Consider the following 25,515-nt stretch of genomic DNA (forward strand, 5'->3'; position numbering starts at 1 on the left):
GGCCGCTACCCGCGTCCGCTGGAGGAGCGCACCCGGCGCGAGACCGAGTCGATCGCGACCGCCAGCAGCAGGACCGCACCGGTGACCATGAAGCGCACCGAGGAGTCGACGTTCATCAGGTTCAGGCCGCTCTGGATGGCCTGGAGCACGATGATGCCGAGCAGCGCGGAGTACGCCGACCCGCGGCCGCCGAAGAGGCTGGTGCCGCCGATCACCGCGGCCGCGATCGCGGTCAGGTTGGTGTCGGTGGTGCCGCTGCTCTGCGAGACCGAGGTGAGCTGACCGGCCAGCAGGATGCCGCCCAGGGCCGCGAAGGTCGAGGTCGCGGCGAAGACCGAGAAGTAGATCCGGCCCACCTTGATGCCGGCGCGACGGGCCGCCTCCTCGTTGCCGCCCACGGCGTAGACGTGGCGACCCCAGGTGGTCTTGCGCAGCATGAGGTCCATGACGACGACCAGGGCCACGAAGAGCACGAACAGGTAGCCCCAGCCGCGGTCGATGCCGAGGTAGTAGGTCAGGAAGCCCAGCCCGCCCGCGAGGAGCACCGCCTTGATGCCGACCATGGTGAGGTTGGGCGGGGTCAGGCCGGCCGCCTTGCGCCGGCGCACCAGCAGCAGCTGCGAGCCGACGTAGGCAAGCACGACCACCGCGAGCAGCACGTAGGCCGCACCGTCGCTGAGGAAGCGCTCGCGGGCGAACTGCCGCAGGCCCGAGTCGGTCGGCAGCACGATGGTGCCCTGGTCGCCCAGCACGTAGAGCAGCGCTCCCTGGAAGCCGAGCAGGCCGGCGAGGGAGAACACGAAGCTGGGCACGCCGAGGCGGGTGTAGAGCAGGGCGTAGACCGAGCCGATCAGGGTGCCGATCAGGATGCCGGCGATCATGCCGACGATCAGCGACTGGCTCTTGTTGGCCACCAGCACCGCCATGGAGGCGGCCGCGAAGCCCGAGACCGAGCCGACCGAGAGGTCGATCTCCCCCAGCAGCAGCACCAGCACGATGCCCAGCGCGATGACGCCGACCGGTGCGGCGAAGAGCGTGATGTTGACCAGGCTCTTCGACGACAGGAACGTCGGCTCCTGGGAGTAGAAGACCAGCGAGATGACGATGAGCCCGATGACCACGGGCAGCATGCCGAGCTCACCGCCCTTGAGCCGGTTCCAGACCGCGCGGGCCTGGCCGCCGAGACCCTGGCTCTGGATGAGCCGCTCGTCGGCGATGTCGGCGGCGACGGCCGACTGCGTCTCGTCGGTCGTGGCGCTCACTGGCCCGCTCCCTCGGTGGTGTCGGTGGTGCCGGCACGCCGGCTGGCGCGCGCGGCGACCACGTTGTCGGAGGCGCCGGTGATGGCCGCGACCAGCTGCTCGGTCGTGGTCTCCTCGGTGCGGAACTCCGCGGCGTTGCGGCCCAGGCGCATGACCACGATGCGGTCGGCCACGGCCTGGACGTCGGCCATGTTGTGGCTGATGAGGATGACCCCGAGCCCGGTCTCGCGCAGCCGCTCGACGAGGTTCAGGACCTCCGCGGTCTGCGCGACACCGAGGGCCGCGGTGGGCTCGTCGAGCATGACGAGCTTGGGGTTGCCCACGAGGCTGCGGGCGATCGCCACCGTCTGGCGCTGACCGCCCGACAGCCCCGCGATGGGGATGCGGACCGAGGGGATCTTGGCGGAGAGGGTGCGCAGCAGGCGCCACGCCTCCTTCTCCATCGTGACCTCGTCGAGCACCGGCCCGAGCAGGCGCTCCTGGCCCAGGAACAGGTTGGCGACGACGTCGAGGTTGTCGCACAGGGCCAGGTCCTGGAAGACCGTCGCGATGCCCAGCGCCTGGGCGTCGGACGGGCCACCGACCGAGATCTTGCGGCCCGCGAAGGTGATGTCACCCTCGTCGGGCTGGTAGACCCCCGAGATGACCTTGACCAGGGTCGACTTGCCCGCACCGTTGTCGCCCACGAGGGCGACGACCTCGCCGGCCGCCACCTCCAGGTGCACGTCGGTGAGGGCCTGCACGGCCCCGAACCTCTTGTTGATGCCGGTCAGGGACAGGACGGTCTGTCCCGTGACCGGCTTCTCCGTCGTCGTGGCGCTCATCAGGAGATGCCAGCCTCCGAGCACGCAGCGGCGTAGTCGCCGGTGCAGATGTCGGCGGCGGAGTAGAAGCCGTCGGCGATGACGGTGTCGGCGACGTTGTCGGCCGTCACGACGATCGGGTCGAAGATGTAGGACGTGACGCCCTCGTAGTCGCTCTGGTCGATGCCGGTCTCGCTGGTCGACGCGGGCTCCTCGCCCTGGGCCAGGGCCACGGCCACCTCGGCGGCCGTCTCGGCCTCGATCGGGATGGGCTTGTAGATCGTCATCTCCTGCTCACCGGCGAGGATGCGCTGGATCGCGGCGACCTCGGCGTCCTGACCCGTGATCGGGGGCAGCTCGTCGGAGGAGACGCCGGCGCCGGTCAGGGCCGCGACGACGCCGCCGGCCTGGCCGTCGTTGGCGGCGTAGACGCCCTGGATGTCGCTGGGGTCGTACTTGCTCAGCTGGTCGGTCGTCCACTGCTGGGCGTTCTCGGGGCTCCAGTCGGGGTTGTCGTACTCCTCGGCGATGGTGACGCCGCTGGAGTCGAGCACGCTGTGGGCGCCGGCCTTGAACTGCGCGGCGTTGGGGTCGCTGGGCGCACCGTTGAGCATGAGGATGTTGCCGGTGTCGCCGACGGCCTCGACGAGGGCCTCGGCCTGCATCTGGCCGACGGTCTCGTTGTCGAAGGACATGTAGTAGTCGGCGCCGTCGATGAAGCGGTCGTAGGCGATGACCGGCACGTCCTGGCCCTGGGCCTCCTGGACCATGCCGGTGGCGCCGGCGCCGTTGACCGGGTCGAGCACGACGACGGACGCGCCGGCGGTCAGCGCGCTGGTGAGCTGCTGGGCCTGCTTGGCCTCGTCCTGGTCGGCGTTGTAGTAGTCGACCTCGCAGTCCGAGCACAGCTCGGCGACCGCGGCCTCGAAGAGCGGCTTGTCGAAGGCCTCGTAGCGGGTGGTCTTGGACTCCGGGAGGAGCAGGGCGATGGTGCCGCCGGAGGCGCTGTCGCCGCCGCCGTCGGAGCCGCTCTCGGCGTCGTTGGCGCCGCAGGCGGTGAGGCCGGCGGTGCCGATGGCGAGCACAGCACCGAAGGCTGCGAGGCGGTGCAGGGGTGTGGACATGGTTCTCCCTCGACTGGGGCGGGCACGCCGCCGGGTTGACTGGGTCGAGTGTCAGCCGTCACAGACTTGTCGTCAAGTAGTGAACGCAAAGATGGTCATAACTCGTTACTCGCACGTTGATCATTCACGTCTTGACCACAAGCTGTGACCCGAGGCACAGTTCCGCCCATGACCAGACAGCGTCTCGACGCCGCCCCCGGGTCGACGTCGACGCTGCGCACCGCCAACCAGCACCGCGTGCTCGACGTCCTGCGGGGGCTCGGCGTCGTCGACCCCGCGGTGGCCGGCGAGGACGTCGACGCCCTGCCCGCGGAGTACACCCAGGCCGAGCTCGCCCGCACCACCGGGCTGGCCCCGGCCACGGTGTCCAACATCCTGCGCGACCTGTCGTCGGCCGGGCTCGTCGCCATCGCGCCCGGCAGCGGCCGGCGCGGGTCCTCGGTGAGGCTCGCCGAGACCGCCGGGGTCGTCGCCGGCGTCGACTTCGGCCACAGCCACGTCGCCGTCGCCGTCGGCGACCTCGCCGGCCGGCTCCTCCACGAGGAGCGGCGCCCGCTCCACTCCGGGCTCGACCACCGCGCCGCGCTGGACTGCGCGCACGAGATGCTCCTCGGCATGCTCCCGGGCGGGCCGACCCTGCGCACCGTCGGGCTGGGCCTGCCGGCCCCCGTCACCGCCGACGTCGTGCAGTCCTCCGCGATCCTGCCGTCGTGGGTCGGGGTCAACGCCCGCACCGCGGCCGAGCAGGTCTTCGGCGCCACGGCCCTGGTCGAGAACGACGCCAACCTGGGGGCGCTCGCCGAGCACCGCCGCGGCGTGGGCCGCGGCCACCGCAGCTCGGTCTTCGTGAAGATCTCCTCCGGCGTGGGCGCCGGCGTCGTCATCCGCAACGAGCTCTTCCGCGGCGCCCACGGCAGCGCCGGGGAGATCGGGCACCTGACCCTCGACGAGCAGGGCCCGCTGTGCCGCTGCGGCAGCCGCGGGTGCCTGGAGGCCTACACCTCCATCGGCACGGTGCAGTCGATGATGGGCGGCCAGCTGCCCGGCGCGGTCATCGAGGAGATCGTCGACGCAGCCCTCGCCGGCAACGTCGCCGCCCAGCGCGCCTTCGAGGACGTCGGGCTGCACCTGGGCTGGGGGCTGGCCAGCATCGTCAACCTGCTCGATCCCGACATCGTGGTCGTCGGCGGCGACATGGCCCGCGCCGGCGAGCTCGTGCTCGAGCCCGCGCGGGTCGGCCTGCGCCGCCACGCCCTCGACGCGGCCGCCCTGACGCCCGTCCTGGCCAGCGAGCTCGGCAACCGCGCCAGCCTCGTGGGTGCCGTCATCGTGGCCGCCGAGCGCACCGAGCTGATCGCGCCCGCCTGAGCCGTCGTGAGGTCGGCCCCGCGTCGGGCCCGGGGTCCCTTCGGGTGACCTGACCACGCCGTGGGGCGGCCTACGGTGGGGCCATGACCGAGAGCACTCCTGACCCGACGACCGACGCCGAGACCTACGGCGACTACTCCGTCGACGACGAGGACCAGCCCACCAACATGGACGACCTCGGCGACCCCGACGTCGCCGACGAGCTCGACCGCGGCTACTCCCCGCCGGAGAAGTACTCGGCCGCCCAGGGCTTCGGCAACACCCCCTACGAGGAGGCCACCGGCGAGACCCTCGACCAGCGCGTCGCCCAGGAGGTGCCGGAGGCCGACCCCTACGAGCAGGCCGAGAAGGCCGACGCCGATCCCGACGTGCGCCTCGACCAGCTCGACGACGGCGAGGTCGGCGACGAGCGCGCGGGCCGCCTGGTCGACCCCGACCAGGGCCTCGGCGAGGACGTCGACCAGGAGCTCGTGGGCGACGACGTCGGCATCGACGGCGCCGCGGCCTCGGCCGAGGAGGCCGCCGTGCACGTCGTGCCCGACGACTCCGACCCCGACACCTTCAACGCCTGACCGACGGGCGCAGGACGCAGAAGAGGCCCCCGGCTGCTGCCGGGGGCCTCTTCGCACGTAGTGAACCGCTGGCGTCTCGGGTCACCAGCGGCTCGAGAAGAACGTTAGGCGCTCGCGAGGGCGCTGTCAGCCGCTGCGCCGCGAAATGGCCCGGTCGGGCCATGCGCCATGGCCCGGGGGGCGGCGTACGCCTGGCACGTGCGGGTCAGGCGGGGGTCGCTCCCGCGCCGCCGTCTGCTCCCGGCACCTCCCTCACCCACCGTCGCCACTCCCCCTGCGGCGCGTAGCCGAGCGCCGACCACAGCCCGCGCGCCGGGTCGTTGTCGTCGAGCACCATCGCGCAGAGCCGTTCGGCCCCCAGCGCGGTGAGCCGGCGCTCGGCCGCCGCCACGAGCAGGCGGGCGACGCCGCGGCCGCGCCGGTCGGGCTCGACGGCGAGGCGGTAGAGGTTGGCCCGCCACCCGTCCCAGCCCGCGACGACGCTGCCGACGAGCCGGCCGCCCGCCACGGCGACGAGGACGGCTCCGGGGTCGTGCTCGAGCAGCCGCTGGACGAGGTCGGGCCGGTCCGGTGGTCGCGAGGCGTTCTCGCCGGCCCGGGCCCACAGGTCCAGGAGCTCGTCGACCTCCTCCGTCCGCGCTGCCCTGACCCTGATCTCCTCGACGCCCACCTGGCCAGCCTGCCAGCAACCGTCCACAGCGCGCCGCTCACCATCGACACGAGACGCACGTCGGCGTAGAATCGAACACATGTTCGCATCGCCGGTGGTCGAGGTCGCGGGCCTGGTGGCAGCCCTGGCCACCGTGGCCCCGCTCGATCCTGCGGGTGACGACGGGCGGTCGCGCCGTGCCGATCTCACCGACGCCGAGCTGGTCGACCTGATCCGGGCCCTGGAGGAGACCAAGGCTGCGGCGGCCGCAGCACAGGCCCGGGCCACCGCGCGACTGGCCGCGTCGCAGCGGGCCGCCCAGCGCGCCGCGGGCGTCCGCCGCGACCGCATCGGCGCCGGCATCGCCGCGCAGGTCGCCCTGGCGCGCCGCGCCAGCCACCACCGCGGCACCCGTGACCTCGGCCTCGCGGAGGTCCTCGTCCACGAGATGCCCCACACCCTGCGGGCGCTGGGCGCTGGCGTCCTCACCGAGTGGCGCGCCACCCTGCTGGCCCGCGAGACCGCCTGCCTGAGCCTGGAGGACCGGCAGGTGGTCGACGCCCACCTGGCCGGCGACACCGCCACGCTGGAGGCCCTCGGCGACCGTGAGCTCGTGGCCGCAGCGCGGCGGATCGCCTACGAGCTCGACCCGCACTCCGTCGTGGACCGCAACCGCCGCGCCGCCCAGGAGCGCGCCGTCACCCTCCGCCCGGCTCCCGACACCATGGCCTACCTCACCGCCCTGCTTCCCGTCGCCGACGCGGTCGCCGCGTACGCCGCCCTCGGCCGCGCCGCCGACAGCCACCGCGGGTCGACCGCGGCCGGCCGGGCCGAGACCGAGCGGCGCTCGCGCGGGCAGGTCATGGCTGACACCCTCCTCGAGCGCCTCACCGGCCGCAGCCACGCCGAGCCCGTGCCCGTCGAGGTCTGTCTCGTCATGACCGACCGCACCCTGCTCGCTGACGACGACGAGCCCGCCACGCTGCTGGGCTACGGCACCGTGCCGGCCGACTACGCCCGCTACCTCACCGCCGCGGCCGCCGACGCCGACCACGCCTGGTACCGCCGGCTCTACACCGCGCCCACCACCGGCCGGCTCCTCGCCAGCGACTCCCGCGCCACCCACTTCGGCGCCGGCCTGGCCCGCCACCTGCGGGCTCGCGACCACGCCGTCTGCCGCACCCCCTGGTGCGACTCCCCCGTACGCCACAGCGACCACGTCAGCGCCCTCGTCGACGGCGGACCCACCACCACCGACAACGGTCAGAGCCTGTGCGAGGCGTGCAACTACGCCAAGCAGGCGCTCGACTGGCGCGCCCGCTGCGCCCCGGGCCCACGCCATACCGTCGAGCTCACGACCCCCACCGGCCACACGTACCACTCCACCGCCCCACCCCCACCGGGGGCGGGCAGGCACGCCACCTTCGTCACCTGACGGAGGGGCTCACTCCCACTCGATGGTGCCCGGGGGCTTCGAGGTGATGTCGACCGCGACCCGGTTGACCTCCTCGACCTCGTTGGTGATGCGGGTGGAGATCCGCTCCATGACCTCGTACGGCAGGCGCGCCCAGTCGGCCGTCATGGCGTCCTCGGAGGTGACCGGCCGCAGCACGACCGGGTGGCCGTAGGTGCGGCCGTCGCCCTGGACGCCGACGGAGCGCACGTCGGCGAGCAGCACGACGGGCATCTGCCAGATGTCGCGGTCGAGGCCGGCGGCGGTCATCTCCTCGCGGGCGATGGCGTCGGCCTGGCGCAGCAGGTCGAGGCGGGCGCGGGTGACCTCGCCGATGATGCGGATGCCCAGGCCGGGCCCGGGGAAGGGCTGGCGCCACACGATCTCGGGGGGCAGGCCGAGCTGCTCGCCGACCAGGCGCACCTCGTCCTTGAACAGCGTGCGCAGCGGCTCGACGAGCTCGAACTCGAGGTCGTCGGGCAGTCCGCCCACGTTGTGGTGGCTCTTGATGTTGGAGGCGCCGGCGCCTCCGCCGGACTCCACGACGTCGGGGTAGAGCGTGCCCTGCACGAGGAAGGCGACGGTCTCACCGGTCTCCTTCACCGCCTCGCCCAGCACCTCGGCCTCGGCGGCCTCGAAGACGCGGATGAACTCGCGGCCGATGACCTTGCGCTTCTCCTCGGGGTCGGTGACGCCGGCGAGGGCGTCGAGGAAGCGCTGCTCGGCCTCGACGACCTTGAGGTCGACGCCGGTGGCGGCGACGAAGTCGCGCTCGACCTGCTCGGTCTCGCCCTGGCGCATGAGGCCGTGGTCGACGTAGACGCAGGTCAGCCGGTCGCCGATCGCGCGCTGCACGATCGCGGCGGCCACGGCGGAGTCGACGCCGCCGGAGAGCCCGCAGATCGCGTGGCCGCGCTCGCCGATCTGCGCGCGGATCGACTCGATCTGCTCCTCGACGATGTTGACCATGGTCCAGGTCTGGCGGCAGCCGGCGATGTCGACGAGGAAGTGCTCGAGCACCTGCTGGCCGTGCTCGGTGTGGAGCACCTCCGGGTGCCACTGCACGCCGGCGAAGCCGGCGTCGACGTTCTCGAAGGCCGCCACGGGCGTCGTCGCGGTGGAGGCCAGCACCGAGAAGCCGGCGGGGGCGGCCGTGACGGAGTCGCCGTGCGACATCCACACGGTGTGCTCGGCGGGCACGTCGGCCAGCAGCGTGCCGGGCTCGGCGACCGAGACAGCGGTGCGGCCGTACTCCCGGGCGCCGGTGCGCGCGACCTCGCCGCCCAGGCCGGAGGCCATCAGCTGGAAGCCGTAGCACATCCCGAAGACCGGGACGCCGGCCTCGAACAGCGAGGCGTCGATGCTCGGCGCGCCCTCGGCGTAGACCGAGGAGGGACCGCCGGAGAGGATGATCGCCTTCGGCCGGCGCGCGAGCATCTCGGCCACCGGCACGTGGTGCGGCACGATCTCGGAGTAGACCCGCGCCTCGCGGACGCGGCGGGCGATCAGCTGGGCGTACTGCGCGCCGAAGTCGACCACCAGCACGAGGTCGTGGTCGGGCAGCCCGGGCGTCTCGTCACTCATGGGCCCAGCCTATCGAGGCCCGGCACCGTGCCGTCGCGCCGGTCTCGGCCCCGGACGAGCGTGCGCGGGAGGGGGAAATGCACCAGGGCCCGGCCGGGGAGGGAGGGTTGGCCGGGCCCTGATCGTCCACGCCTCTGTTGGACAGCGCCTGGACCACTGACCCGGCCTTGGGAGGGAGCATGACTGCCGGGTCTGCTCACCTCAACGAGCCCCCCGAGGCCGGGTTACGGGGCTGACAGGACTTCCTTCCAGAACCGCGCGCGGTCTAGACAGGCACCCTCAGCTGACCCCGACGATCGGCAGCCGCAGCGCCGCCGGCGCCTGCGGAGGTACGGCGGGCGAGCGCGGCTCGACCGGAGCGACGCGCTCGTAGCCGGCCCCCAGGGGCGGGCGGCGGTCGGCCTCGCCCTTGTTGGGCCACAGCGCCATCGCCCGCTCGGCCTGGGCGGTGATCGTCAGCGACGGGTTGACCCCGAGGTTGGCGCTGATCGCCGACCCGTCGGCGACGTGGAGGCCGGGGTGGCCGTAGACGCGCTGGTAGGGGTCGACGACGCCGGTCTCGCTGCTCTCGCCGATGGCGCAGCCCCCGATGAAGTGGGCGGTGAGCGGCATGTTGAACGGCTCGCCGATGTTGCCGCCGGCAGTGCCGCCGAGCACGCCGGCGATGCGGCGCACGGCCTCGTTGGCCACCGGGATCCAGGTCGGGTTGGGCGCCCCGTGACCCTGGCGCGAGGTCATCCGCCAGCGCCCGGTGAGCCGGTCGCGCTTGCCGTAGGTGGTGATGGAGTTGTCGAGGCTCTGCATCACCAGCGCGATGACGGTGCGCTCCGACCAGTGGCGCAGGTCGTAGAGCTCGAGGAGCTTGGCCTTCTCGGTCCACATCGCCTTGAGCCAGGTGCGCCAGCGCGGGCCCTCGCCGTCGCCGTCGGTGAGGACGGTCTGCATCATCGCCATGGTGTTGAAGCCCTTGCCGTAGCGGCACGGCTCGATGTGGGTGTGCTCGTCGGGGTGCCAGCTGGAGGTGATGGCGACGCCGTAGGAGTAGTCGGTCGGGTCGGAGGCCGGCGCGATCGCGCCGAGGATCGACTCGGAGTTGGTGCGCGAGAGGTAGCCGAGCCGGTCCGACAGGCCCGGGAGGTGGCCCTCGTCCTTCATCCGGTGCAGCAGCTTCTGGGTGCCGAGCGAGGCGGCGGCGAGGACGACGTGCTCGGCGGTCAGGGTGCGGGTCGTGCGGGCGGTCGCGCGCTTGGCCTTGGTGTACTTGACCGCGACGTCGTAGCCGCCGCCCTCGCGGGGGCTGACCCGGGTCACCGTGGTCAGCGGCATGACCCGCGCGCCCTTCTTCTCGGCGAGGTAGAGGTAGTTCTTGACCAGGGTGTTCTTGGCGTTGTGGCGGCAGCCCGACATGCACTCGCCGCAGTTGAGGCAGGCGTTGCGGTCGGGGCCCTCGCCCCCGAAGAACGGGTCGGCGACCTTCTCCCCCGGCTCCTGGCCGGGGCCGCCGAAGAAGACCCCCACCGGCGTCGGGTGGAAGGTGTCGGCCACGCCCATGTCGCCGGCGACCTTCTCCATGACCTCGTCGGCCGGGGTGCGCACGGGGTTCTCGACCACGCCGAGCATCCGCTTGGCCTGGTCGTAGTAGGGCGCGAGCTCCTCGCGCCAGTCGGTGATCGAGGCCCACTGCGGGTCGGCGTAGAACTGCTCGAGGGGCTCGTAGAGGGTGTTGGCGTAGACCAGCGAGCCGCCGCCGACCCCCGCGCCGGCCACGATCAGGGTGTCGCGGACGGCGTCGATGCGCTGGATGCCGTACATCCCCAGCGCCGGGGCCCACAGGTAGCGCTTGAGGTCCATGGTGCCGGAGGCGAAGTCGTCGTCCTCGAAGCGCGGCCCGGCCTCGATGACGCCGACCTTGTAGCCCTTCTCGGTCAGTCGCAGCGCGGTGACGGAGCCGCCGAAGCCGCTGCCGATCACCAGGACGTCGTAGTCGTGCTCCACGTGCTTGCCCATCAGGCGCGCCCCAGCTTCTTCATCAGGCGGAGGTTGAGGGTCATCACCTTCGCGTAGGTCTCTTCCGACATGCCCAGCACGGGCGAGAACCGCAGCAGCCGCTGGGTGGCGACCGACTGCGACTCGGTGTAGCGGTGGATGCCCTCGCTGCCCTGGCGCCGACCCATGCCCGAGGCGCGCATGCCGCCCATCGGGGAGTCGACGCTGGCGAAGGTCGCGGCGAAGGCCTCGTTGACGTTGACCGTGCCGCAGCGCACCCGACGGGCCAGCTCACGGGCGCGGGCGCCGTCCTGGCTGTAGATCGAGGCGTTGAGGCCGTAGTCGCCGTCGTTGGCCCGGGCCACGGCGTCGGACTCGTCGTGGAAGCGGTAGAGCGAGATCACCGGGCCGAAGGTCTCCTGGCCGAAGCAGGTCATCTCGGGGGTCACGCCCTCGAGGATGGTGGGCTCGAAGACGAAGGGGCCGAGGTCGGGGCGGGCCCGTCCGCCGGTGAGCACGCGGGCGCCCTTGGCCACGGCGTCCTCGACGTGACGGGTGACGGTCTCGAGCTGGTCGGCGGAGATGAGCGAGCCCATGTCGTTCTCCCACGCCAACGTGGCCCCCAGCGTCATCGCCTGCGTGCGGGCCACGAAGCGCTCCACGAAGCGGTCGTAGACCTGGTCGGCCACGAAGAGCCGCTCCATCGAGACGCAGAGCTGGCCGGCGTTGGAGAAGGCACCGCGCACGGCGCCCTCGGCGGCGCGCTCCACGTCGGCGTCGCGCAGCACCAGCATGGGGTTCTTGCCGCCGAGCTCCAGCGAGCAGCCGATGAGCCGCTCGGCGCAGGCCTGGGCCACGCGGGTGCCGGTGGCCGTCGAGCCGGTGAAGCAGACGTAGTCGGACTTCGCGATGATCGACGTGCCGACCACCGAGCCCGGCCCCGAGACGACCTGCCACAGGTCGCGCGGGAAGCCGGCCTCCTCCAGCAGCTGGGCGCCCAGCAGCGCGGTGAGCATGGTCTGGCTGTCGGGCTTGGCCACCACCGCGTTGCCGGCCATCAGCGCCGGCAGGCCGTCGCACAGCGCCATCGTGAAGGGGTAGTTCCACGGCGAGATGATGCCGACGACGCCCTTGGGGACCCGGTTGACCTCGACCCGCGTCAGCACCGGCACCACGCCGGCCTTGCGCCGGGTGTCGAGGTGGTCGTGGGCCGTGCGGGCGTAGTAGCGCGCCGTCAGCGCGATGTGCAGGGGCTCGTCGAAGGCGTGCTTGCGGGCCTTGCCCGACTCCAGCACGATCAGGTCGAGGATCTCCTCCTGGCGGTCGAGCACGAGGTCGTGCAGCCGCATGAGGATCGCCGAGCGGTGCTCCAGGCTCGTGCGCGACCAGGCGACCTGGGCCCGGCGGGCGCGGACGAACGCCTCGGCCACGTCGGCCTCGCTCGACTGCGGCAGGTGGGCCAGCGGCGCCCCGTCGAGGGGCGAGCGCACCGGCACCGTCTCCCCCGAGGTGGCCAGGATGCGCTGGGTCAGCGAGGCGACGTAGTCGGGCTCGAGGGCGTAGGACGCGGTCGGGTCGTGCTCGGGGTCGTGCGGGCCCTCGACGAGCGGGCCGCCGGCCGGACTGGGGTTCGCGGCGTTCATGTACCGAGAGTATGTGACTGCGGTCTCCGCGACTACCCTTCGGTAGCCTTCGGCCGGGAAAGCCTGGTCACGCCTCAGCCGATGACGACCCCGACCCGCTGGAACTCCTTGACGTCGGTGTAGCCCGTGGTCGCCATGGAGCGCTTGAGGGCGCCGATGAGGTTCATCGTGCCGTCGGCGACGCGCGAGGGGCCGAAGAGGATCTCCTCGAGGGTGCCGACGGTCTCGAACTGCACGCGCCGACCGCGCGGCAGCTCGGCGTGGTGGGCCTCGGTGCCCCAGTGGAAGCCGTGGCCGGGCGCGTCGGTGGCGCGGGCGAAGGGAGAGCCGACCATGACCGCGTCGGCCCCGCAGGCGATGGCCTTGGCGACGTCGCCGGACTGACCGATCGACCCGTCGGCGATGACGTGGACGTAGCGCCCGCCGGACTCGTCGAGGTAGTCGCGGCGCGCCGCGGCCACGTCGGCCACGGCGCTGGCCATGGGCACGGCGATCCCGAGCACGGTGCGGGTGGTGTGGGCGGCCCCGCCCCCGAAGCCGACCAGCACGCCGGCGGCACCGGTGCGCATCAGGTGCAGCGCGGCCTGGTGGGTCGCGCAGCCGCCCACGATCACGGGCACGTCGAGCTCGTAGATGAACTCCTTGAGGTTCAGCGGCTCGGCCTGGCTGGAGACGTGCTCGGCCGAGACCGTCGTGCCCCGGATGACGAACATGTCGACACCCGCGTCGACCACGGCCTTGGCGAACTCCTTGGTGCGCTGCGGCGAGAGCGAGCCGGCCACGGTCACCCCGGCCTCGCGCACCTCGCGCAGCCGCTCGGTGATGAGCTCGGGCTTGATCGGCTCCTCGTAGATCTCCTGCATCCGGCGGGTGGCGTCGACGCCCTCCAGCCCCGCGACCTCGGCCAGCAGCGACTCGGGGTCCTCGTAGCGGGTCCAGATGCCCTCGAGGTTGAGGACGCCGAGGCCGCCGAGGCGACCCAGCGCGACGGCGGTCGCCGGCGACATCACCGAGTCCATGGGTGCCGCGAGCACCGGGAGGTCGAAGCGGTAGGCGTCGATCTGCCAGTGGGTGCTGACCTCCTCGGGGTCGCGGGTGCGCCGCGAGGGCACGATCGCGATGTCGTCGAAGGAGTAGGCACGCCGGGCGCGCTTGGCCCGGCCGATCTCGATCTCGGTCACCGGGGAAGGCTACTAGAGGTGCGCCGGGGCCCCGACGCGCAGGAGGTCCGGCGGATCAGCGACCGGTGTAGTTCGGGGCCTCGACGGTCATCTGGACGTCGTGGGGGTGGCTCTCCTTGAGCGAGGCCGAGGTGATCCGCACGAAGCGCCCCTTGTCCTGCAGCTCGGGGATGGTGCGCGCGCCGACGTAGAACATCGACTGGTTGAGCCCGCCGATGAGCTGGTGGGCCACCGCGGACAGCGGACCACGGTAGGCCACCTGGCCCTCGATGCCCTCGGGCACGATCTGGTCGTCGCTGGTGACCTCGGCCTGGAAGTAGCGGTCCTTGGAGTAGGACTTCTTCCCCCGGCTCGACATCGCGCCGAGCGAGCCCATCCCGCGGTAGGCCTTGAACTGCTTGCCGTTGACGAAGACCAGGTCGCCGGGCGACTCCTCGCAGCCGGCCAGCAGCGAGCCGACCATGACCGACTCGGCCCCGGCCACGATCGCCTTGGCGATCTCGCCGGAGTGCTTCATGCCGCCGTCGGCGATCACCGGGACGCCGGCGGGGGCGCAGGCCAGCGAGGCCTCGTAGACCGCCGTCACCTGGGGCACGCCGACCCCGGTCACGACGCGGGTGGTGCAGATCGAGCCCGGGCCCACGCCGACCTTGACCGCGTCGGCGCCGGCGTCGACGAAGGCCTGCGCGCCCTCGCGGGTCGCGACGTTGCCGCCGATGACCTGCACATGGCGGGTCGCGGGGTCGCCCTTGAGGCGCGCCACCATGTCGAGCAGGAGGCGCACGTTGCCGTGGGCGGTGTCGGCGACCAGCACGTCGACCCCGGCCTCGACCAAGGTGGTGGCCCGCTCCCAGGCGTCGCCGAAGTAGCCGATGGCCGCGCCGACCATGAGCCGCCCGGCGCCGTCGTAGGAGGCGTGGGGGAACTGCTCGCCCTTGACGAAGTCCTTCACGGTGATCAGGCCGGCCAGGCGGCCCTCGTCGTCGACCAGCGGGAGCCGCTCGCGCTTGTGCTTGCGCAGCAGCAGCGTGGCGTCGTCGCGCGAGATGCCGACGTGACCGGTGATGAGCGGCATCGGCGTCATCATCTCGTCGACCTTGGTCGTGGCCCACTCCGCGACCGGGGTGAAGCGCAGGTCGCGGTTGGTGATGATGCCCAGCAGGCGGTTGTCGGTGTCGACCACGGGCAGGCCGGAGACGCGGTACTCCCCGCAGATGCGGTCGAGGTCCTCCAGCGTCGCGTCGGGCCCGATGGTGACGGGGTTGGAGATGATCCCGGTCTGGGTGCGCTTGACGAGGTCGACCTGGTAGGCCTGGTCCTCGATGGAGAGGTTGCGGTGCAGCACGCCGAGGCCGCCCTCACGGGCCATCGCGATGGCCATGCGCGACTCGGTGACGGTGTCCATGGCCGCGCTCACGAGCGGGACCTTGAGCGAGATCTCGCGGGTCAGCCGCGAGGTCGTGTCGATGTCGGCCGGCGCGAGGTCGGAGTGACCCGGCAGCAGCAGGACGTCGTCGTAGGTCAGCCCGAGGGCGGCGAACTTGTCAGGGAGCTCCACGCCCCGAGCCTACCCGCGGCTCAGCCCGGGAGCGGCCTCAGGTCGCGCACGGGCACCCGCACGGTGAGGACGTCGGCGGCCATCCTGATCCGCCCCCGCATGCCCGCGGCCAGCACCATCGGCAGCACCGCCTGGTTGTCGGAGCGGGTGGTGAGCAGGATCTCGTCGGCGCCGAGCATGTGGGCCAGCCGCGAGGCGTCGACGAGCAGGCGCGTGCCGATGCCGCGGCGCTGGAAGCCGGGGTCGACCCGCAGCGCCACCGGGCGCACGACCGCCCCGTCGTCACCGGGCACCGGGTCGTGCACCGTGGCCAGGCCCACCACGGCGCCCTCGAGCACGGCCGAGACCGACGTCCCGTCCACGGCGTACTCGGGGGTCGCTCCTCCGCCCAGGCGTCGACCCGGGCTGGTCGTGCCGATCGCCGCCGACTCGCGGCTGCGCTGGAGCACGTCGCTGACCAGGTCGGCCATGGCCGCGCCGCGGGCGCGCTCGGTCTCGGTGAAGGGCGCCGCCCGGCGCACCTGCACCTGCACGTCACCGACCGTCAGCTCCAGCGAGTCCTGCGGCGGACCCTCACCCGGCGCGGGGTCGGACTCGGCGTCGAAGAGCCCGGCGACCACCTCGGGGAAGGAGGTCGGGCGGGCCAGGATCGTGCGCGCCGCCTGGACGTAGCGGGTCGGCTGGTCGGAGAGGGCGGCCGCCGAGCACGGGGTCGCCGACACGTAGGTCCACCCCGACCCCTCGACCAGCAGCGCGAGGTCGTGGACGTCCCAGCCCTCGGGGGTGCGCATCACGAGCTCGTCGGTCACGGCGTCGGCGCCCGGGAAGATCTGCAGACCCAGGATGTTGACCCCCGCCTCGCCGCAGCGCTGGGCCAGACGGGCGAGACCGCCGGGACGGTCGGGCATGGTCGTGCGCACTCTCCACAGCATGTCGCCCACGCTCGCCGCCGCGCGTTGCCGGGAGGGATCGGGGATGTTTCGGGCGTGCAACGGCTGCTCGCAGCGTTGCGGTGCGACGTGGGCGGCCCCCGGCCTGAGAGGCTGTCGCCCATGACGACGGCACCTGCGCGCGCGCTGCCGCCGTCGTCGGTGGTGCACCGCGTGGTGCACCGCGTGGGCGCGGCGGTCGAGTCACGCTGGACGGTGCCGCTGGCGGCCGTGCTCGTGGTGCTGCTGCGCCTGCCCGGTCTCTCGCGGCCCGTGCGTGCCGACGAGGCCGGCTTCCTGCTGGTCGCCCGCTCCTGGGACCCCTCCCCCGACAGCGTCTACGGACGCTACTTCGTCGACCGGCCCCCGCTGCTCATCGAGGTCTTCCGGCTCTCCGACCTCCTCGGGGGGCCGCTGTTCATCCGGGTGCTGGGCGCGCTGGCCGCCGCCCTGCTGGTGGTGGCCGCGGCCCGCACCGCCCGGCTCGTGGCCGGGGAGCGCGCCGCCGGGTGGGTGGCGGTCGCGGTGGCCGCGATGAGCGCCAACACGCTCATCGACGCCGTCGCGGTCAAGGGCGAGCTCCTCGGCGTGCCCTTCGTGATGGCGGGCTGCTGGCTCTCGCTGCTCGCCCTGCGGCGCGACTCCGCCACCCTGGCCTTCCTCGCCGGTGTGCTCGCCTGCACCGCGGTCGGCTTCAAGCAGAACCTCGCCGGCGGCCTGGCCTTCGCCGGCGCGCTCCTCCTCGCCTCCCTGCTCACCCGGGCCGTCGCCCCCGGCACCTTCGCCCGCCTCGCACTCGCCGGGCTCGCCGGCGCCGCCACCCCCGTGGCCGCCACGGTGGCGTGGGCGTGGTCGCAGGGCGTGCGCCTCGACGTGCTCTGGTACGCCGTCTACGGCTTCCGCTCCGACGCCGCCGCGGCGCTGGCCGGCGAGGCCACCGGCGAGCCCGCGACGCGGCTGGCCACCCTCGTGCTCAGCGCCGTCGGAGCCGGGATGCTGCTCATCGTCGCCGGCTTCGTGGTGCACGTGCGCGGCGAGTGGGCCGGCGACCCCGCCCTCACCGCCGCGACCGCCACCCTGGTCCTCTTCGACCTCACCGCGCTGGTGCTCGGCGGCAGCTTCTGGCGCGACTACCTGCTGGCCCTGCTCCCGGCCACCGCGCTGTGCGCCGCCCTGCTGGTGCGCCACGGGTCGCGGCGCGGCCTGCGCATGCGGGCGGTCATCCTCGGCGCGGCCGCCTCCACCGTCGTCTGCCTGCTGGGGTGGGTCGTGATCCAGGCCAGCGGGCTGCAGGAGTTCGACGAGGTGCGCACCGGGCAGGCCGTCGGGCGGGCCGCCGCGCCCGGCGACACGATGGTCGTCTTCGGGGGGCGTGCCGACCTCCAGCTGGCGAGCAGCATGGCCTCGCCGTACGAGCACCTGTGGAGCCTGCCGATGCGCACTCTCGACCCCGACCTCGCCGAGCTCGCCGCGGTGGTCGCCGGACCGGAGCGTCCGACGTGGATCGTGGAGTGGGTCGACTTCACCACCTGGAGCCCGGCCGGCGGTGCGGCGCTGGCCGACCTCGTCGGGAGCGAGTACGTCGCGCACGGTGCGGGCTGCGGCGACACGGGTCGGACCGTGTGGCTGCTCCGCGGCGTCGAGCGCCCGGCGGTCACGCCCGACTGCGGCTGACCCGACCCCGACCCTGCTGACCGGCACCGACGACGACGGCGCCGGGCCCCGTGAGGGACCCGGCGCCGCCGGTGGATCAGGTGGTGCCTAGCGGCTCAGTGGCCGTGCCCGTGACCGTGGCCGCCGCCCGCGGGGGCGTCGTCCTCCTCCTCGGGCTTCTCGACGATGAGCGTCTCGGTCGTCAGCAGCATCGCCGCGATCGAGGTGGCGTTGACCAGCGCGGAGCGGGTCACCTTGACCGGGTCGAGCACGCCCTGGGCGACCAGGTCGCCGTAGGTGTCGGTGGCGGCGTTGTAGCCGTTGCCGACGCCCATCTCGCGGACCTTGGTGGTGACGACGTAGCCGTTGACGCCACCGTTCTCGGCGATCCAGCGCAGCGGCTCGTCGGCCGACTTGCGCACGATGCGCACGCCGACGGCCTCGTCGCCGGTGAGACCGAGGTCGCCCTCGAGCACGGACACCGCGTGGATGAGGGCCGAGCCGCCACCGGCGACGATGCCCTCCTCGATCGCGGCGCGCGTCGCGGAGACGGCGTCCTCGATGCGGTGCTTCTTCTCCTTCAGCTCCACCTCGGTGGCGGCGCCGACCTTGATCACGCAGACACCGCCGGCCAGCTTGGCGAGGCGCTCCTGGAGCTTCTCGCGGTCCCAGTCGGAGTCGGTGTTCTCGATCTCGGCCTTGATCTGGTTGACGCGGCCCTCGACGGCGGCGGCGTCGCCGGCGCCGTCGACGATGGTGGTGTTGTCCTTGGTGACCACGATGCGGCGGGCCTGGCCCAGCACCTCGAGGCCGACCTGGTCGAGCTTGAGCCCGACCTCGGGGGCGACGATCTCGCCACCGGTCAGCGTCGCGATGTCCTGCATCATCGCCTTGCGGCGGTCACCGAAGGCGGGGCTCTTCACCGCGACGGCGTTGAAGGTGCCGCGGATCTTGTTCACGACCAGGGTCGAGAGGGCCTCGCCCTCGACGTCCTCGGCGAGGATGAAGAGCGGCTTGCCGGCGGCGATGACCTTCTCCAGCAGCGGCAGGAGCTCGGCGATCGCCGAGATCTTGCCCTGGTGCAGGAGGATGTAGGGGTCGTCGAGGACGGCCTCCATGCGCTCGGGGTCGCTGACGAAGTACTGCGACAGGTAGCCCTTGTCGAACTGCATGCCCTCGGTGAAGTCGAGCTCGGTGCCCATGGAGTTGGACTCCTCGACGGTGATGACACCGTCCTTGCCGACCTTGTCGAAGGCCTGCGAGAGCAGGTCGCCGATGACCTTGTCACGGCTCGAGATCGTGGCCACGGAGGCCATGTCCTCGACCGAGTCGACCTCGCGGGCGGCGTCGCGCAGGGCGTCGCCGACGGCGGCCGCGGCGAGGTCCATGCCCCGCTTCAGGCCCATCGGGTTGGCGCCGGCCGCGACGGCCCGCAGGCCCTCGTGGACCATGGCCTGGGCGAGCACGGTGGCAGTGGTGGTGCCGTCACCGGCGACGTCGTTGGTCTTGGTGGCGACCTCCTTCGTCAGCTGCGCGCCGAGGTTCTCGAAGGGGTCGTCGAGCTCGATCTCACGGGCGACGGTCACACCGTCGTTGGTGATGGTCGGCGCGCCCCACTTCTTGTCGAGGACGACGTATCGGCCCTTGGGGCCGAGGGTCACCTTGACGGCGTTGGCGAGGGCGTCGACGCCCCGCTCGAGGGCGCGGCGGGCGCTCTCGTCGAACTCAAGAATCTTGGGCATGCGTTCTCCTTAGAAGCACGAGGCTTTCAAGCACTGGCCTGACGTGCCTGGCGCCCGGCTGGCGAGGCGCCGCCGCGACGACGACCTTGGAGCGAAGCGGGTCGTCGAGCGGCGGCAACGCTGCCAGCCGGGATGCCAGGTGCGTCAGGAGACGACGGCGAGGACGTCGCGGGCGGAAAGGATGAGGTACTCCTCGCCGGCGTACTTGACCTCGGTGCCGCCGTACTTGCTGTAGATGACCTTGTCGCCGACGGCGACGTCGAGCGGGACGCGGTTGCCCTTGTCGTCGATGCGGCCGGGGCCGATCGAGACGACCTCGCCCTCCTGGGGCTTCTCCTTGGCGGTGTCCGGGATGACCAGGCCGGAAGCCGTGGTCTGCTCGGCCTCGAGCGTCTTGACGACGATGCGGTCCTCGAGGGGCTTGATGTTGACCGACACGATGTCGACCTCCACTTTCGTCACTACTTGATGGCGGGTGGTGCACGTCTGGGTCCACCGCTCGCGTGGCACGCCGTCGCGGGGGTCGCGCTGCGCTGCGGGTGGCTGGCACACTCACGGGGAGAGTGCCAACCCTGAAACTAGCACTCGCTCACCCTGAGTGCCAGGGCCGGGGTCCCCCGCGGCTGCGCCGGCACCCGGACGGCCTGACAGGATCGCGGCCATGGACCTCGACGACCTGCGGTGGCTGCTCACCGACGACGGCCAGGCCCTGCTCGCCGAGGCGGTCGCCGTCCTCGCGGCCGAGCCCGCGACGCCGGACCCGCTGCGGGTCTCGGCCTCGCTGCGCCGGCGCCACCCCGGGACCGACCCCGCCCACGTCGCCGCGGCGCTCACCCAGGCCACGCTGCGCCGCCGCGCCGAGGCCAAGCTGGGTGAGGAGGCCCGGCTGCTCTACTTCACCCCCGACGGCCTGGAGCAGGCGACCCGTCGCGCCGTCGCCGACCACCGCGCGGCCCGGCTGCGCGCCTTCGAGGCGATCTCGCTGGTCGACCTGGGCTGCGGCATCGGCGGGGACCTGATGGCGGGTGCCCGGGCCGGCATCGTGTGCGCGGGGGTCGACCTCGACCCGGTGCGGGTCGAGGTCGCGCGGGCCAACCTGGCCGCGCTGGGCCTCGACGGCGCGACCGTCGTCGCCGACGCCACCACGGTCGACACCTCCCCCTTCGACGTCGCCTTCGCCGACCCGGCGCGGCGCACCGCACGGGGTCGCGCCTTCGACGTCGACGACTGGACGCCGCCCTGGTCGTTCGTCGAGGGCCTCCTGCGCCGCGACGCGTGCGTCAAGGTCGCGCCCGGGATCCCCCACGACCTCGTGCCCGAGGGCGTCGAGGCCGAGTGGGTCAGCGACCACGGGGAGGTCAAGGAGGCCGCCCTGTGGGCGGGCCGGCTGGCCACCACCCGCCGCCGGGCCACCGTCATCGGCGACGGCGGCCTGGCCACGCTCACCGACGAGGACGACCCCGGGGCTCCGGTGCGGTCCCTGGGGGCCTACCTCTACGAGCCCGACGGCGCCGTCGTGCGCGCCGGGCTGGTCACCGCCGTCGCCGCGGCGCACGCCGGTGACGACGCGGGCCTGCTCGACCCCCACATCGCCTACCTCACCTCCGACTCCGCGACCCGTACGCCGTTCGCGCGCGGCTACGAGGTGGTCGAGGAGCTGCCCTACCGCGAGAAGCAGCTGCGCGCGGCGCTGCGCGAGCGGGGCGTGGGCCGGCTGACCATCAAGAAGCGCGGCGTCGACGTGGTGCCCGAGCAGCTGCGCAAGCGGCTCGCGCTGCAGGGTGACGGCGAGGCCACCCTGGTGATGACCCGTGTGGCCGGCGAGGGCACCGCCCTGCTGGTGCGCCCCCTCTAGCCCGGCACCTGCCCCGGGACGTGCCCCGGCGCCGCCCCGGCCAGGTGGACCCGCGCCAGGGGGTGGCCGCGCAGCGGCTCGGCCAGCAGGCCCCACACCTCGGCGACCAGGCCGTCGGGGGCGTGGCGGGCCTCGAGCACGCGCTCGAGCCAGTCGCGCACCTCGATCATGATCGTCTCGTCGCCGACCACGAGGGCGGCGGCGAGGCAGCCGAGGACGTGGTCGACGTAGCCCGGGAAGTCGGTCCACCAGTCGGGGGCGCTGGAGGGCGCCCCGACCGCGACGTCGTGGCGGGCGGCGATCGCGCGCACGACGTAGGGCGCGATCTCGTGGTGGTAGTCGGCGATCCAGGCCGCCTCCACGTCGGCGGGCCCGGCCTCGGCGGGGCCCGTCTGCGGCACGCGCGGCGGGAGGGCGTCGATGACCCGCGCCGCCTCGCCCGGGGTGGCGGCGTAGGCGGTCGCGCCCAGCGCGAGGGCGCGGGTCTCGTCGCCCCCGAAGGCCTGGCCGCCCACCACCACGGGGATGCCGATGGCCCGGATGGAGCTGAAGAGCGACTTCTGCCCGGCCAGCGAGGAGGTGAGCGAGGCGCTGAAGAGCACCGCCCGGGGCTTGAGGCTGAGGATGTCGTGCAGGAGCCCGGCGGGCTCGGGGTCACCGCCGACGTAGGTGACGCGGTAGCCCGCGAGCAGCAGCGACTCGGCCACGATCAGCGCCGGGAGCGCGTGGCGCTCGTGCTCGAGGCAGGAGACGATCACCAGCGGCGCCGAGGCGTCGACCTCGGGGGCGAAGGAGCCCAGCCAGTGCACGAGGCCCTCGTTGATCGCCGTGGCCTGGTGCTCCTGGGCCACGCTCCACCCACCGGTCAGCCAGAGGTCGCCGATGCGGGCCTGGGCCGGCACGACGAGCCGCTCGATGACCTCCATGGGGGCGGCCCCGCCCTCGTGGCGCTCACGCACGACGGCCAGGGCGCCGTGGCGGTCGCCCGACTCCAGCGCGGCCCAGTAGGTGCTCCACGCCGACTCCCACTCCGGGTCGTCGACCGGGGCGAGGGCGACCGGGGGAAGGGTCGTCGTCGCGTCCTGGGTCGGCGTGACGCTCGTGCCGGTCGCCTGGTCGGGACCGGGGTCGTGCTGCACCTGCTGCTGCACCGTGCACCTCCTGGGGGGACCTCACGACTTTACCCAGGCCGCCCCCGTCGGCCCTCGCCCGAGTGGGCGAGGGCCGCGGGTGGAGCGGGCTCAGCCCGCCAGGCCGGCGCGCTCGGCGCCGATGGTGGTGTCGTCGCCGTGACCGGTGTGGACCACCGTCTCGTCGGGCAGGGCCAGGAGCTTCTCGCGGATCGAGGCCTTGATGACGTCCTCGTCGCTGTAGGAGCGGCCGGTGGCCCCCGGACCTCCCTGGAAGAGGGTGTCGCCGGTGAAGACGCACCCCAGCGCCGGGGCGTGGAAGCACACGGCCCCCGGGGCGTGGCCCGGCGTGTGCAGCGCCCGCAGCACCGTGCCCCCGACGAGGATCTCGAAGCCGTCGCCGAGGTCGACGTCCCACAGGTGGCCCTGGCCGTCCTCGGAGAGGTGGGTGAGGTCCCACAGCGGCTTGTCGTCGGGGTGCAGCATGATCGGCGCCACCACCCGCTCGCGCAGGGCCGGCGCCACCCGCGAGTGGTCGTCGTGGGCGTGGGTCAGCAGGATCGCGCGCACGGTGCGCTCGCCCACCAGCGCCAGGATGTCGTCGACCGAGTGGGGGGCGTCGATGACGACGCACTCGGTGTCGTCGCCGACGACCCAGAGGTTGTTGTCGACCTGGTGGGTCTCGCCGTCGAGGCTGAAGGTGCCGCTGGAGACGGCGTGGTCGATGCGCACTCCCCCGGCAGCGCCGCTCACAGGATCACCACCGAGCGCAGCACGCCGCCGTCGTGCATCTTGGCGAAGGCGGCCTCGACGTCGTCGATGCCGATCTCCTCGGTCACGAAGGCGTCGAGGTCGAGACGGCCCTGCTGGTAGAGGTCGACGAGCATCGGGAAGTCGCGGCTGGGCAGGCAGTCGCCGTACCAGCTGGACTTCAGGGCGCCGCCGCGGCCGAAGACGTCGATGAGCGGGAGCTCGGGCACGGTCATGTCGGGGGTCGGCACGCCGACCAGGACGACGGTGCCGGCCAGGTCGCGGGCGTAGAAGGCCTGCTTCCAGGTCTCCGGGCGGCCCACGGCCTCGATGACGACGTCGGCGCCCTCGGCCCCGGCGTAGGTCTGGGCGCAGATCTCCTTGATCGCCCCGACGGGGTCGGTGGTCGAGGAGTCGACGGTGTGGGTGGCGCCGAGGGCCTTGGCGGTCTCGAGCTTGCCGGCGTCGATGTCGACGGCGATGATCGGGCTCGCGCCGGCCAGCGCGGAGCCGGCGATCGCGGCCACGCCCACGCCACCGCAGCCGATGACCGCGACCGACCTGCCGCGGCCCACGGCGCCGGTGTTGATGGCCGCGCCGATGCCGGCCATCACCCCGCAGCCGAGCAGGCCGACGGCGGCCGGACGGGCCGACGGGTCGACCTTGGTGCACTGGCCGGCCGCGACCAGGGTCTTCTCGGCGAAGGCGCCGATGCCCAGCGCGGGGCTGAGCTCGGTGCCGGCGTCGTCGCCCTCGGCCAGCGTCATCTTCTGGGTGGCGTTGTGGGTGGCGAAGCAGTACTGCGGCTCGCCCCGCTCGCAGGCGCGGCACTGGCCGCACACCGCGCGCCAGTTGAGCACGACGAAGTCGCCGGGGGCCACCGAGGTGACGTCGTCACCGACGGCCTCGACGACGCCGGAGGCCTCGTGGCCGAGCAGGAACGGGAAGTCGTCGTTGATCCCGCCCTCGCGGTAGTGCAGGTCGGTGTGGCACACCCCGCACGCCTGGATCTTGACCACGGCCTCGCCGGGCCCGGGGTCGGGCACGTTGATCGTGGTGACCTCGACGGGCTGTCCCTTGGCCCGTGCGACGACGGCCTTCACCTGCTGCATGGTTCTCCTCCGGTCGGGGTGGCGCCGAGCGGCGCCGGTGGACCGAGCCTAGGCGGTGCCCCGGACGCTCAGCCGGCGAGGACGTCGGTGACGGGCAGCGAGGAGTCGGCGGGCAGGTCGAGGGAGGAGGGCGTGCGGCCGCGGGCGACCATCTCGGCGCCGAGGGCCGCCACCATCGCGCCGTTGTCGGTGCACAGGCCGGGCCGCGGCACCCGCACCCGGATGCCCAGGGTCTCGGCGCGCGACTCCGCGAGCGCCCGCAGCCGGGAGTTGGCCGCGACCCCGCCGCCGATGAGCAGGTCGTCGATGCCCTCGCTGGCCGCCGCGTCGAGCGCCTTGCGCACCAGCACGTCGCACACCGCCTCCTGGAAGGACGCCGCCACGTCGGCCACCGGCACCGGCTCCCCCGAGCGCTCACGGGTCTCGACCCAGCGCGCCACCGCGGTCTTGAGCCCGGAGAAGGAGAAGTCGAAGCGGTGCCGCTCGAGGTCCTTGCGGGCGGTGAGGCCGCGGGGGAAGTCGATGGCCACGCTGTCGCCCTCGCGGGCGACCCGGTCGACGTGGGGACCCCCGGGGAAGGGCAGGCCAAGCAGCCGGGCGACCTTGTCGAAGGCCTCCCCCGCGGCGTCGTCGATGGTCGAGCCCATCGAGACGATGCCGTCGTCGTGGCCGGTCACGTCGGCCACCCGCAGCAGGCTGGAGTGGCCCCCGCTCACCAGCATCGCCACGCAGGGCTCGGGCAGCGCGCCGTGCTCGAGCTGGTCGACGGCCACGTGGGAGGCCAGGTGGTTGACGCCGTAGAGCGGCTTGCCGAGGCCGAGCGCGAGGGCCTTGGCCGCGGCCACCCCGACCAGCAGGGCGCCGGCGAGGCCCGGCCCGTGGGTCACCGAGATCGCGTCGACCTCGTGCAGGGCGACCCCTGCGGTCTCGCAGGCCCGCTCGATGGTCGGGACCATGGCATCGAGGTGGGCCCGGCTCGCGACCTCGGGCACGACGCCGCCGAAGCGAGCGTGCTCCTCGACGCTGCTGGCCACCGCGTCGGCGAGCAGGGTGCGCCCGCGCACGATGCCGATCCCGGTCTCGTCGCAGGAGGTCTCGATGCCCAGCACCAGGGGTCCGTCGGTGTGCTCCACCCGCCCATTGTGCCCGTCGCGCGCCGGG

Annotated in this window: 21 protein-coding genes; 5 read left to right on the forward strand and 16 right to left on the reverse strand. The window is 73.2% G+C overall.

The annotated features are described in order from the left end of the window. Positions 1 to 5 precede the first annotated feature (5 nt). From M3673_RS11960 to M3673_RS11970, 3 genes are read right to left on the reverse strand one after another with little or no spacing between them, the layout of a single operon-like run. Positions 6 to 1,262, reverse strand: coding sequence for a sugar ABC transporter permease (locus tag M3673_RS11960; RefSeq protein WP_193661299.1), 1,257 nt, complete (start codon positions 1,260 to 1,262; stop codon positions 6 to 8). Then, positions 1,259 to 2,086 carry an ATP-binding cassette domain-containing protein gene (locus tag M3673_RS11965; protein WP_056863829.1) on the reverse strand — a complete coding sequence of 276 codons (828 nt, stop codon included), beginning with the start codon at positions 2,084 to 2,086 and terminating at the stop codon, positions 1,259 to 1,261. Before M3673_RS11965 ends, M3673_RS11960 begins: the two co-directional genes overlap by 4 nt. Then, on the reverse strand, positions 2,086 to 3,189 hold the full coding sequence (locus M3673_RS11970) for a substrate-binding domain-containing protein (RefSeq protein ID WP_056863828.1): 1,104 nt from the start codon (positions 3,187 to 3,189) through the stop codon (positions 2,086 to 2,088). The genes M3673_RS11965 and M3673_RS11970 overlap by 1 nt, the downstream gene beginning before the upstream one ends. 168 nt (positions 3,190 to 3,357) lie before the next feature. Here M3673_RS11970 and M3673_RS11975 point away from each other — a divergent pair, with 168 nt between their 5' ends. Together M3673_RS11975 and M3673_RS11980 are read left to right on the forward strand one after the other, a co-directional pair. Further along, positions 3,358 to 4,557: an ROK family protein gene (locus tag M3673_RS11975; protein ID WP_193661300.1), complete on the forward strand. Its 1,200-nt coding sequence runs from the start codon at positions 3,358 to 3,360 to the stop codon at positions 4,555 to 4,557. A gap of 83 nt (positions 4,558 to 4,640) precedes the next feature. Then, positions 4,641 to 5,129: a DUF5709 domain-containing protein gene (locus tag M3673_RS11980; RefSeq protein ID WP_056863826.1), complete on the forward strand. Its 489-nt coding sequence runs from the start codon at positions 4,641 to 4,643 to the stop codon at positions 5,127 to 5,129. A gap of 205 nt (positions 5,130 to 5,334) precedes the next feature. On the opposite strand, the gene M3673_RS11985 is transcribed toward M3673_RS11980, so the two are convergent. Next, positions 5,335 to 5,799, reverse strand: a complete 465-nt coding sequence (locus tag M3673_RS11985) for a GNAT family N-acetyltransferase (protein WP_251533876.1) — start codon at positions 5,797 to 5,799, stop codon at positions 5,335 to 5,337. Positions 5,800 to 5,878: 79 nt separating this feature from the next. On the opposite strand from M3673_RS11985, the gene M3673_RS11990 reads away from it, so the two are divergent. Then, positions 5,879 to 7,213 carry an HNH endonuclease gene (locus M3673_RS11990; protein WP_251533878.1) on the forward strand — a complete coding sequence of 445 codons (1,335 nt, stop codon included), beginning with the start codon at positions 5,879 to 5,881 and terminating at the stop codon, positions 7,211 to 7,213. Between the two features lie 9 nt (positions 7,214 to 7,222). Here M3673_RS11990 and guaA read toward each other — a convergent pair whose 3' ends face one another. From guaA to M3673_RS12020, 6 genes are all read right to left on the reverse strand, one after another. Continuing rightward, entirely contained in the window at positions 7,223 to 8,815 is a 1,593-nt protein-coding gene (gene guaA, locus M3673_RS11995) for a glutamine-hydrolyzing GMP synthase (protein WP_251533884.1), read from the reverse strand. Between the two features lie 279 nt (positions 8,816 to 9,094). Continuing rightward, positions 9,095 to 10,822 (reverse strand): GMC family oxidoreductase N-terminal domain-containing protein, encoded by a 1,728-nt coding sequence (locus M3673_RS12000; RefSeq protein ID WP_285839327.1) that lies wholly within the window; start codon positions 10,820 to 10,822, stop codon positions 9,095 to 9,097. Next, on the reverse strand, positions 10,822 to 12,444 hold the full coding sequence (locus M3673_RS12005) for a succinic semialdehyde dehydrogenase (RefSeq protein WP_193661302.1): 1,623 nt from the start codon (positions 12,442 to 12,444) through the stop codon (positions 10,822 to 10,824). The genes M3673_RS12000 and M3673_RS12005 overlap by 1 nt, the downstream gene beginning before the upstream one ends. A 74-nt stretch (positions 12,445 to 12,518) precedes the next feature. Continuing rightward, on the reverse strand, positions 12,519 to 13,625 hold the full coding sequence (locus tag M3673_RS12010) for a GuaB3 family IMP dehydrogenase-related protein (protein WP_056863822.1): 1,107 nt from the start codon (positions 13,623 to 13,625) through the stop codon (positions 12,519 to 12,521). Between the two features lie 55 nt (positions 13,626 to 13,680). Next, positions 13,681 to 15,183 (reverse strand): IMP dehydrogenase, encoded by a 1,503-nt coding sequence (gene guaB / locus M3673_RS12015; RefSeq protein WP_251533891.1) that lies wholly within the window; start codon positions 15,181 to 15,183, stop codon positions 13,681 to 13,683. Positions 15,184 to 15,203: 20 nt separating this feature from the next. Beyond that, a complete protein-coding gene (locus M3673_RS12020; RefSeq protein ID WP_251533893.1) occupies positions 15,204 to 16,091 on the reverse strand; it encodes a GNAT family N-acetyltransferase in 888 nt (295 codons plus the stop codon). A gap of 144 nt (positions 16,092 to 16,235) precedes the next feature. Between M3673_RS12020 and M3673_RS12025 the strand changes: the two genes are divergently transcribed. After that, on the forward strand, positions 16,236 to 17,786 hold the full coding sequence (locus M3673_RS12025; protein ID WP_251533895.1) for a hypothetical protein: 1,551 nt from the start codon (positions 16,236 to 16,238) through the stop codon (positions 17,784 to 17,786). 95 nt (positions 17,787 to 17,881) lie between these two features. On the opposite strand, the gene groL is transcribed toward M3673_RS12025, so the two are convergent. Together groL and groES are read right to left on the reverse strand one after the other, a co-directional pair. Then, positions 17,882 to 19,507: a chaperonin GroEL gene (groL, locus tag M3673_RS12030; RefSeq protein WP_251533902.1), complete on the reverse strand. Its 1,626-nt coding sequence runs from the start codon at positions 19,505 to 19,507 to the stop codon at positions 17,882 to 17,884. Positions 19,508 to 19,651: 144 nt separating this feature from the next. Then, entirely contained in the window at positions 19,652 to 19,945 is a 294-nt protein-coding gene (groES, locus tag M3673_RS12035; RefSeq protein WP_056864570.1) for a co-chaperone GroES, read from the reverse strand. Positions 19,946 to 20,168: 223 nt separating this feature from the next. Between groES and M3673_RS12040 the strand changes: the two genes are divergently transcribed. Continuing rightward, complete coding sequence (locus M3673_RS12040; RefSeq protein WP_251533904.1) at positions 20,169 to 21,362, forward strand: methyltransferase domain-containing protein; 1,194 nt, start codon at positions 20,169 to 20,171, stop codon at positions 21,360 to 21,362. Here the strand turns inward: M3673_RS12040 and M3673_RS12045 are convergent. The 4 genes from M3673_RS12045 to tsaD all read right to left on the reverse strand — a co-directional run bounded on the left by M3673_RS12045 (position 21,359) and on the right by tsaD (position 25,487). Beyond that, complete coding sequence (locus M3673_RS12045) at positions 21,359 to 22,513, reverse strand: cobalamin-dependent protein (protein WP_251533910.1); 1,155 nt, start codon at positions 22,511 to 22,513, stop codon at positions 21,359 to 21,361. The two genes, M3673_RS12040 and M3673_RS12045, sit on opposite strands and share 4 nt — an antisense overlap. A gap of 90 nt (positions 22,514 to 22,603) precedes the next feature. Then, positions 22,604 to 23,245: an MBL fold metallo-hydrolase gene (locus M3673_RS12050; protein WP_251533912.1), complete on the reverse strand. Its 642-nt coding sequence runs from the start codon at positions 23,243 to 23,245 to the stop codon at positions 22,604 to 22,606. After that, the gene (locus M3673_RS12055) at positions 23,242 to 24,354 is read right to left on the reverse strand and encodes an S-(hydroxymethyl)mycothiol dehydrogenase (RefSeq protein WP_251533919.1); all 1,113 of its coding nucleotides are present in this window, start codon (positions 24,352 to 24,354) and stop codon (positions 23,242 to 23,244) included. Before M3673_RS12055 ends, M3673_RS12050 begins: the two co-directional genes overlap by 4 nt. A gap of 68 nt (positions 24,355 to 24,422) precedes the next feature. Next, positions 24,423 to 25,487: a tRNA (adenosine(37)-N6)-threonylcarbamoyltransferase complex transferase subunit TsaD gene (gene tsaD / locus M3673_RS12060; protein WP_251533925.1), complete on the reverse strand. Its 1,065-nt coding sequence runs from the start codon at positions 25,485 to 25,487 to the stop codon at positions 24,423 to 24,425. Positions 25,488 to 25,515: the final 28 nt, after the last annotated feature.

The organism is Nocardioides sp. P86 (assembly GCF_023712465.1).
Classification (GTDB): Bacteria; Actinomycetota; Actinomycetes; order Propionibacteriales; family Nocardioidaceae; genus Nocardioides; species Nocardioides kribbensis.

What these genes read in the sequence shown, in the direction of transcription:
- M3673_RS11965 (WP_056863829.1), bottom strand. Translation starts at nt 2,086, where the DNA reads ATGAGCGCCACGACGACGGAGAAGCCGGTCACGGGACAGACCGTCCTG.
- M3673_RS11970 (WP_056863828.1), bottom strand. Translation starts at nt 3,189, where the DNA reads ATGTCCACACCCCTGCACCGCCTCGCAGCCTTCGGTGCTGTGCTCGCC.
- M3673_RS11975 (WP_193661300.1), top strand. Translation starts at nt 3,358, where the DNA reads ATGACCAGACAGCGTCTCGACGCCGCCCCCGGGTCGACGTCGACGCTG.
- M3673_RS11980 (WP_056863826.1), top strand. Translation starts at nt 4,641, where the DNA reads ATGACCGAGAGCACTCCTGACCCGACGACCGACGCCGAGACCTACGGC.
- M3673_RS11990 (WP_251533878.1), top strand. Translation starts at nt 5,879, where the DNA reads ATGTTCGCATCGCCGGTGGTCGAGGTCGCGGGCCTGGTGGCAGCCCTG.
- guaA (WP_251533884.1), bottom strand. Translation starts at nt 8,815, where the DNA reads ATGAGTGACGAGACGCCCGGGCTGCCCGACCACGACCTCGTGCTGGTG.
- M3673_RS12000 (WP_285839327.1), bottom strand. Translation starts at nt 10,822, where the DNA reads ATGGGCAAGCACGTGGAGCACGACTACGACGTCCTGGTGATCGGCAGC.
- M3673_RS12005 (WP_193661302.1), bottom strand. Translation starts at nt 12,444, where the DNA reads ATGAACGCCGCGAACCCCAGTCCGGCCGGCGGCCCGCTCGTCGAGGGC.
- M3673_RS12020 (WP_251533893.1), bottom strand. Translation starts at nt 16,091, where the DNA reads ATGCCCGACCGTCCCGGCGGTCTCGCCCGTCTGGCCCAGCGCTGCGGC.
- M3673_RS12025 (WP_251533895.1), top strand. Translation starts at nt 16,236, where the DNA reads ATGACGACGGCACCTGCGCGCGCGCTGCCGCCGTCGTCGGTGGTGCAC.
- groL (WP_251533902.1), bottom strand. Translation starts at nt 19,507, where the DNA reads ATGCCCAAGATTCTTGAGTTCGACGAGAGCGCCCGCCGCGCCCTCGAG.
- M3673_RS12040 (WP_251533904.1), top strand. Translation starts at nt 20,169, where the DNA reads ATGGACCTCGACGACCTGCGGTGGCTGCTCACCGACGACGGCCAGGCC.
- M3673_RS12055 (WP_251533919.1), bottom strand. Translation starts at nt 24,354, where the DNA reads ATGCAGCAGGTGAAGGCCGTCGTCGCACGGGCCAAGGGACAGCCCGTC.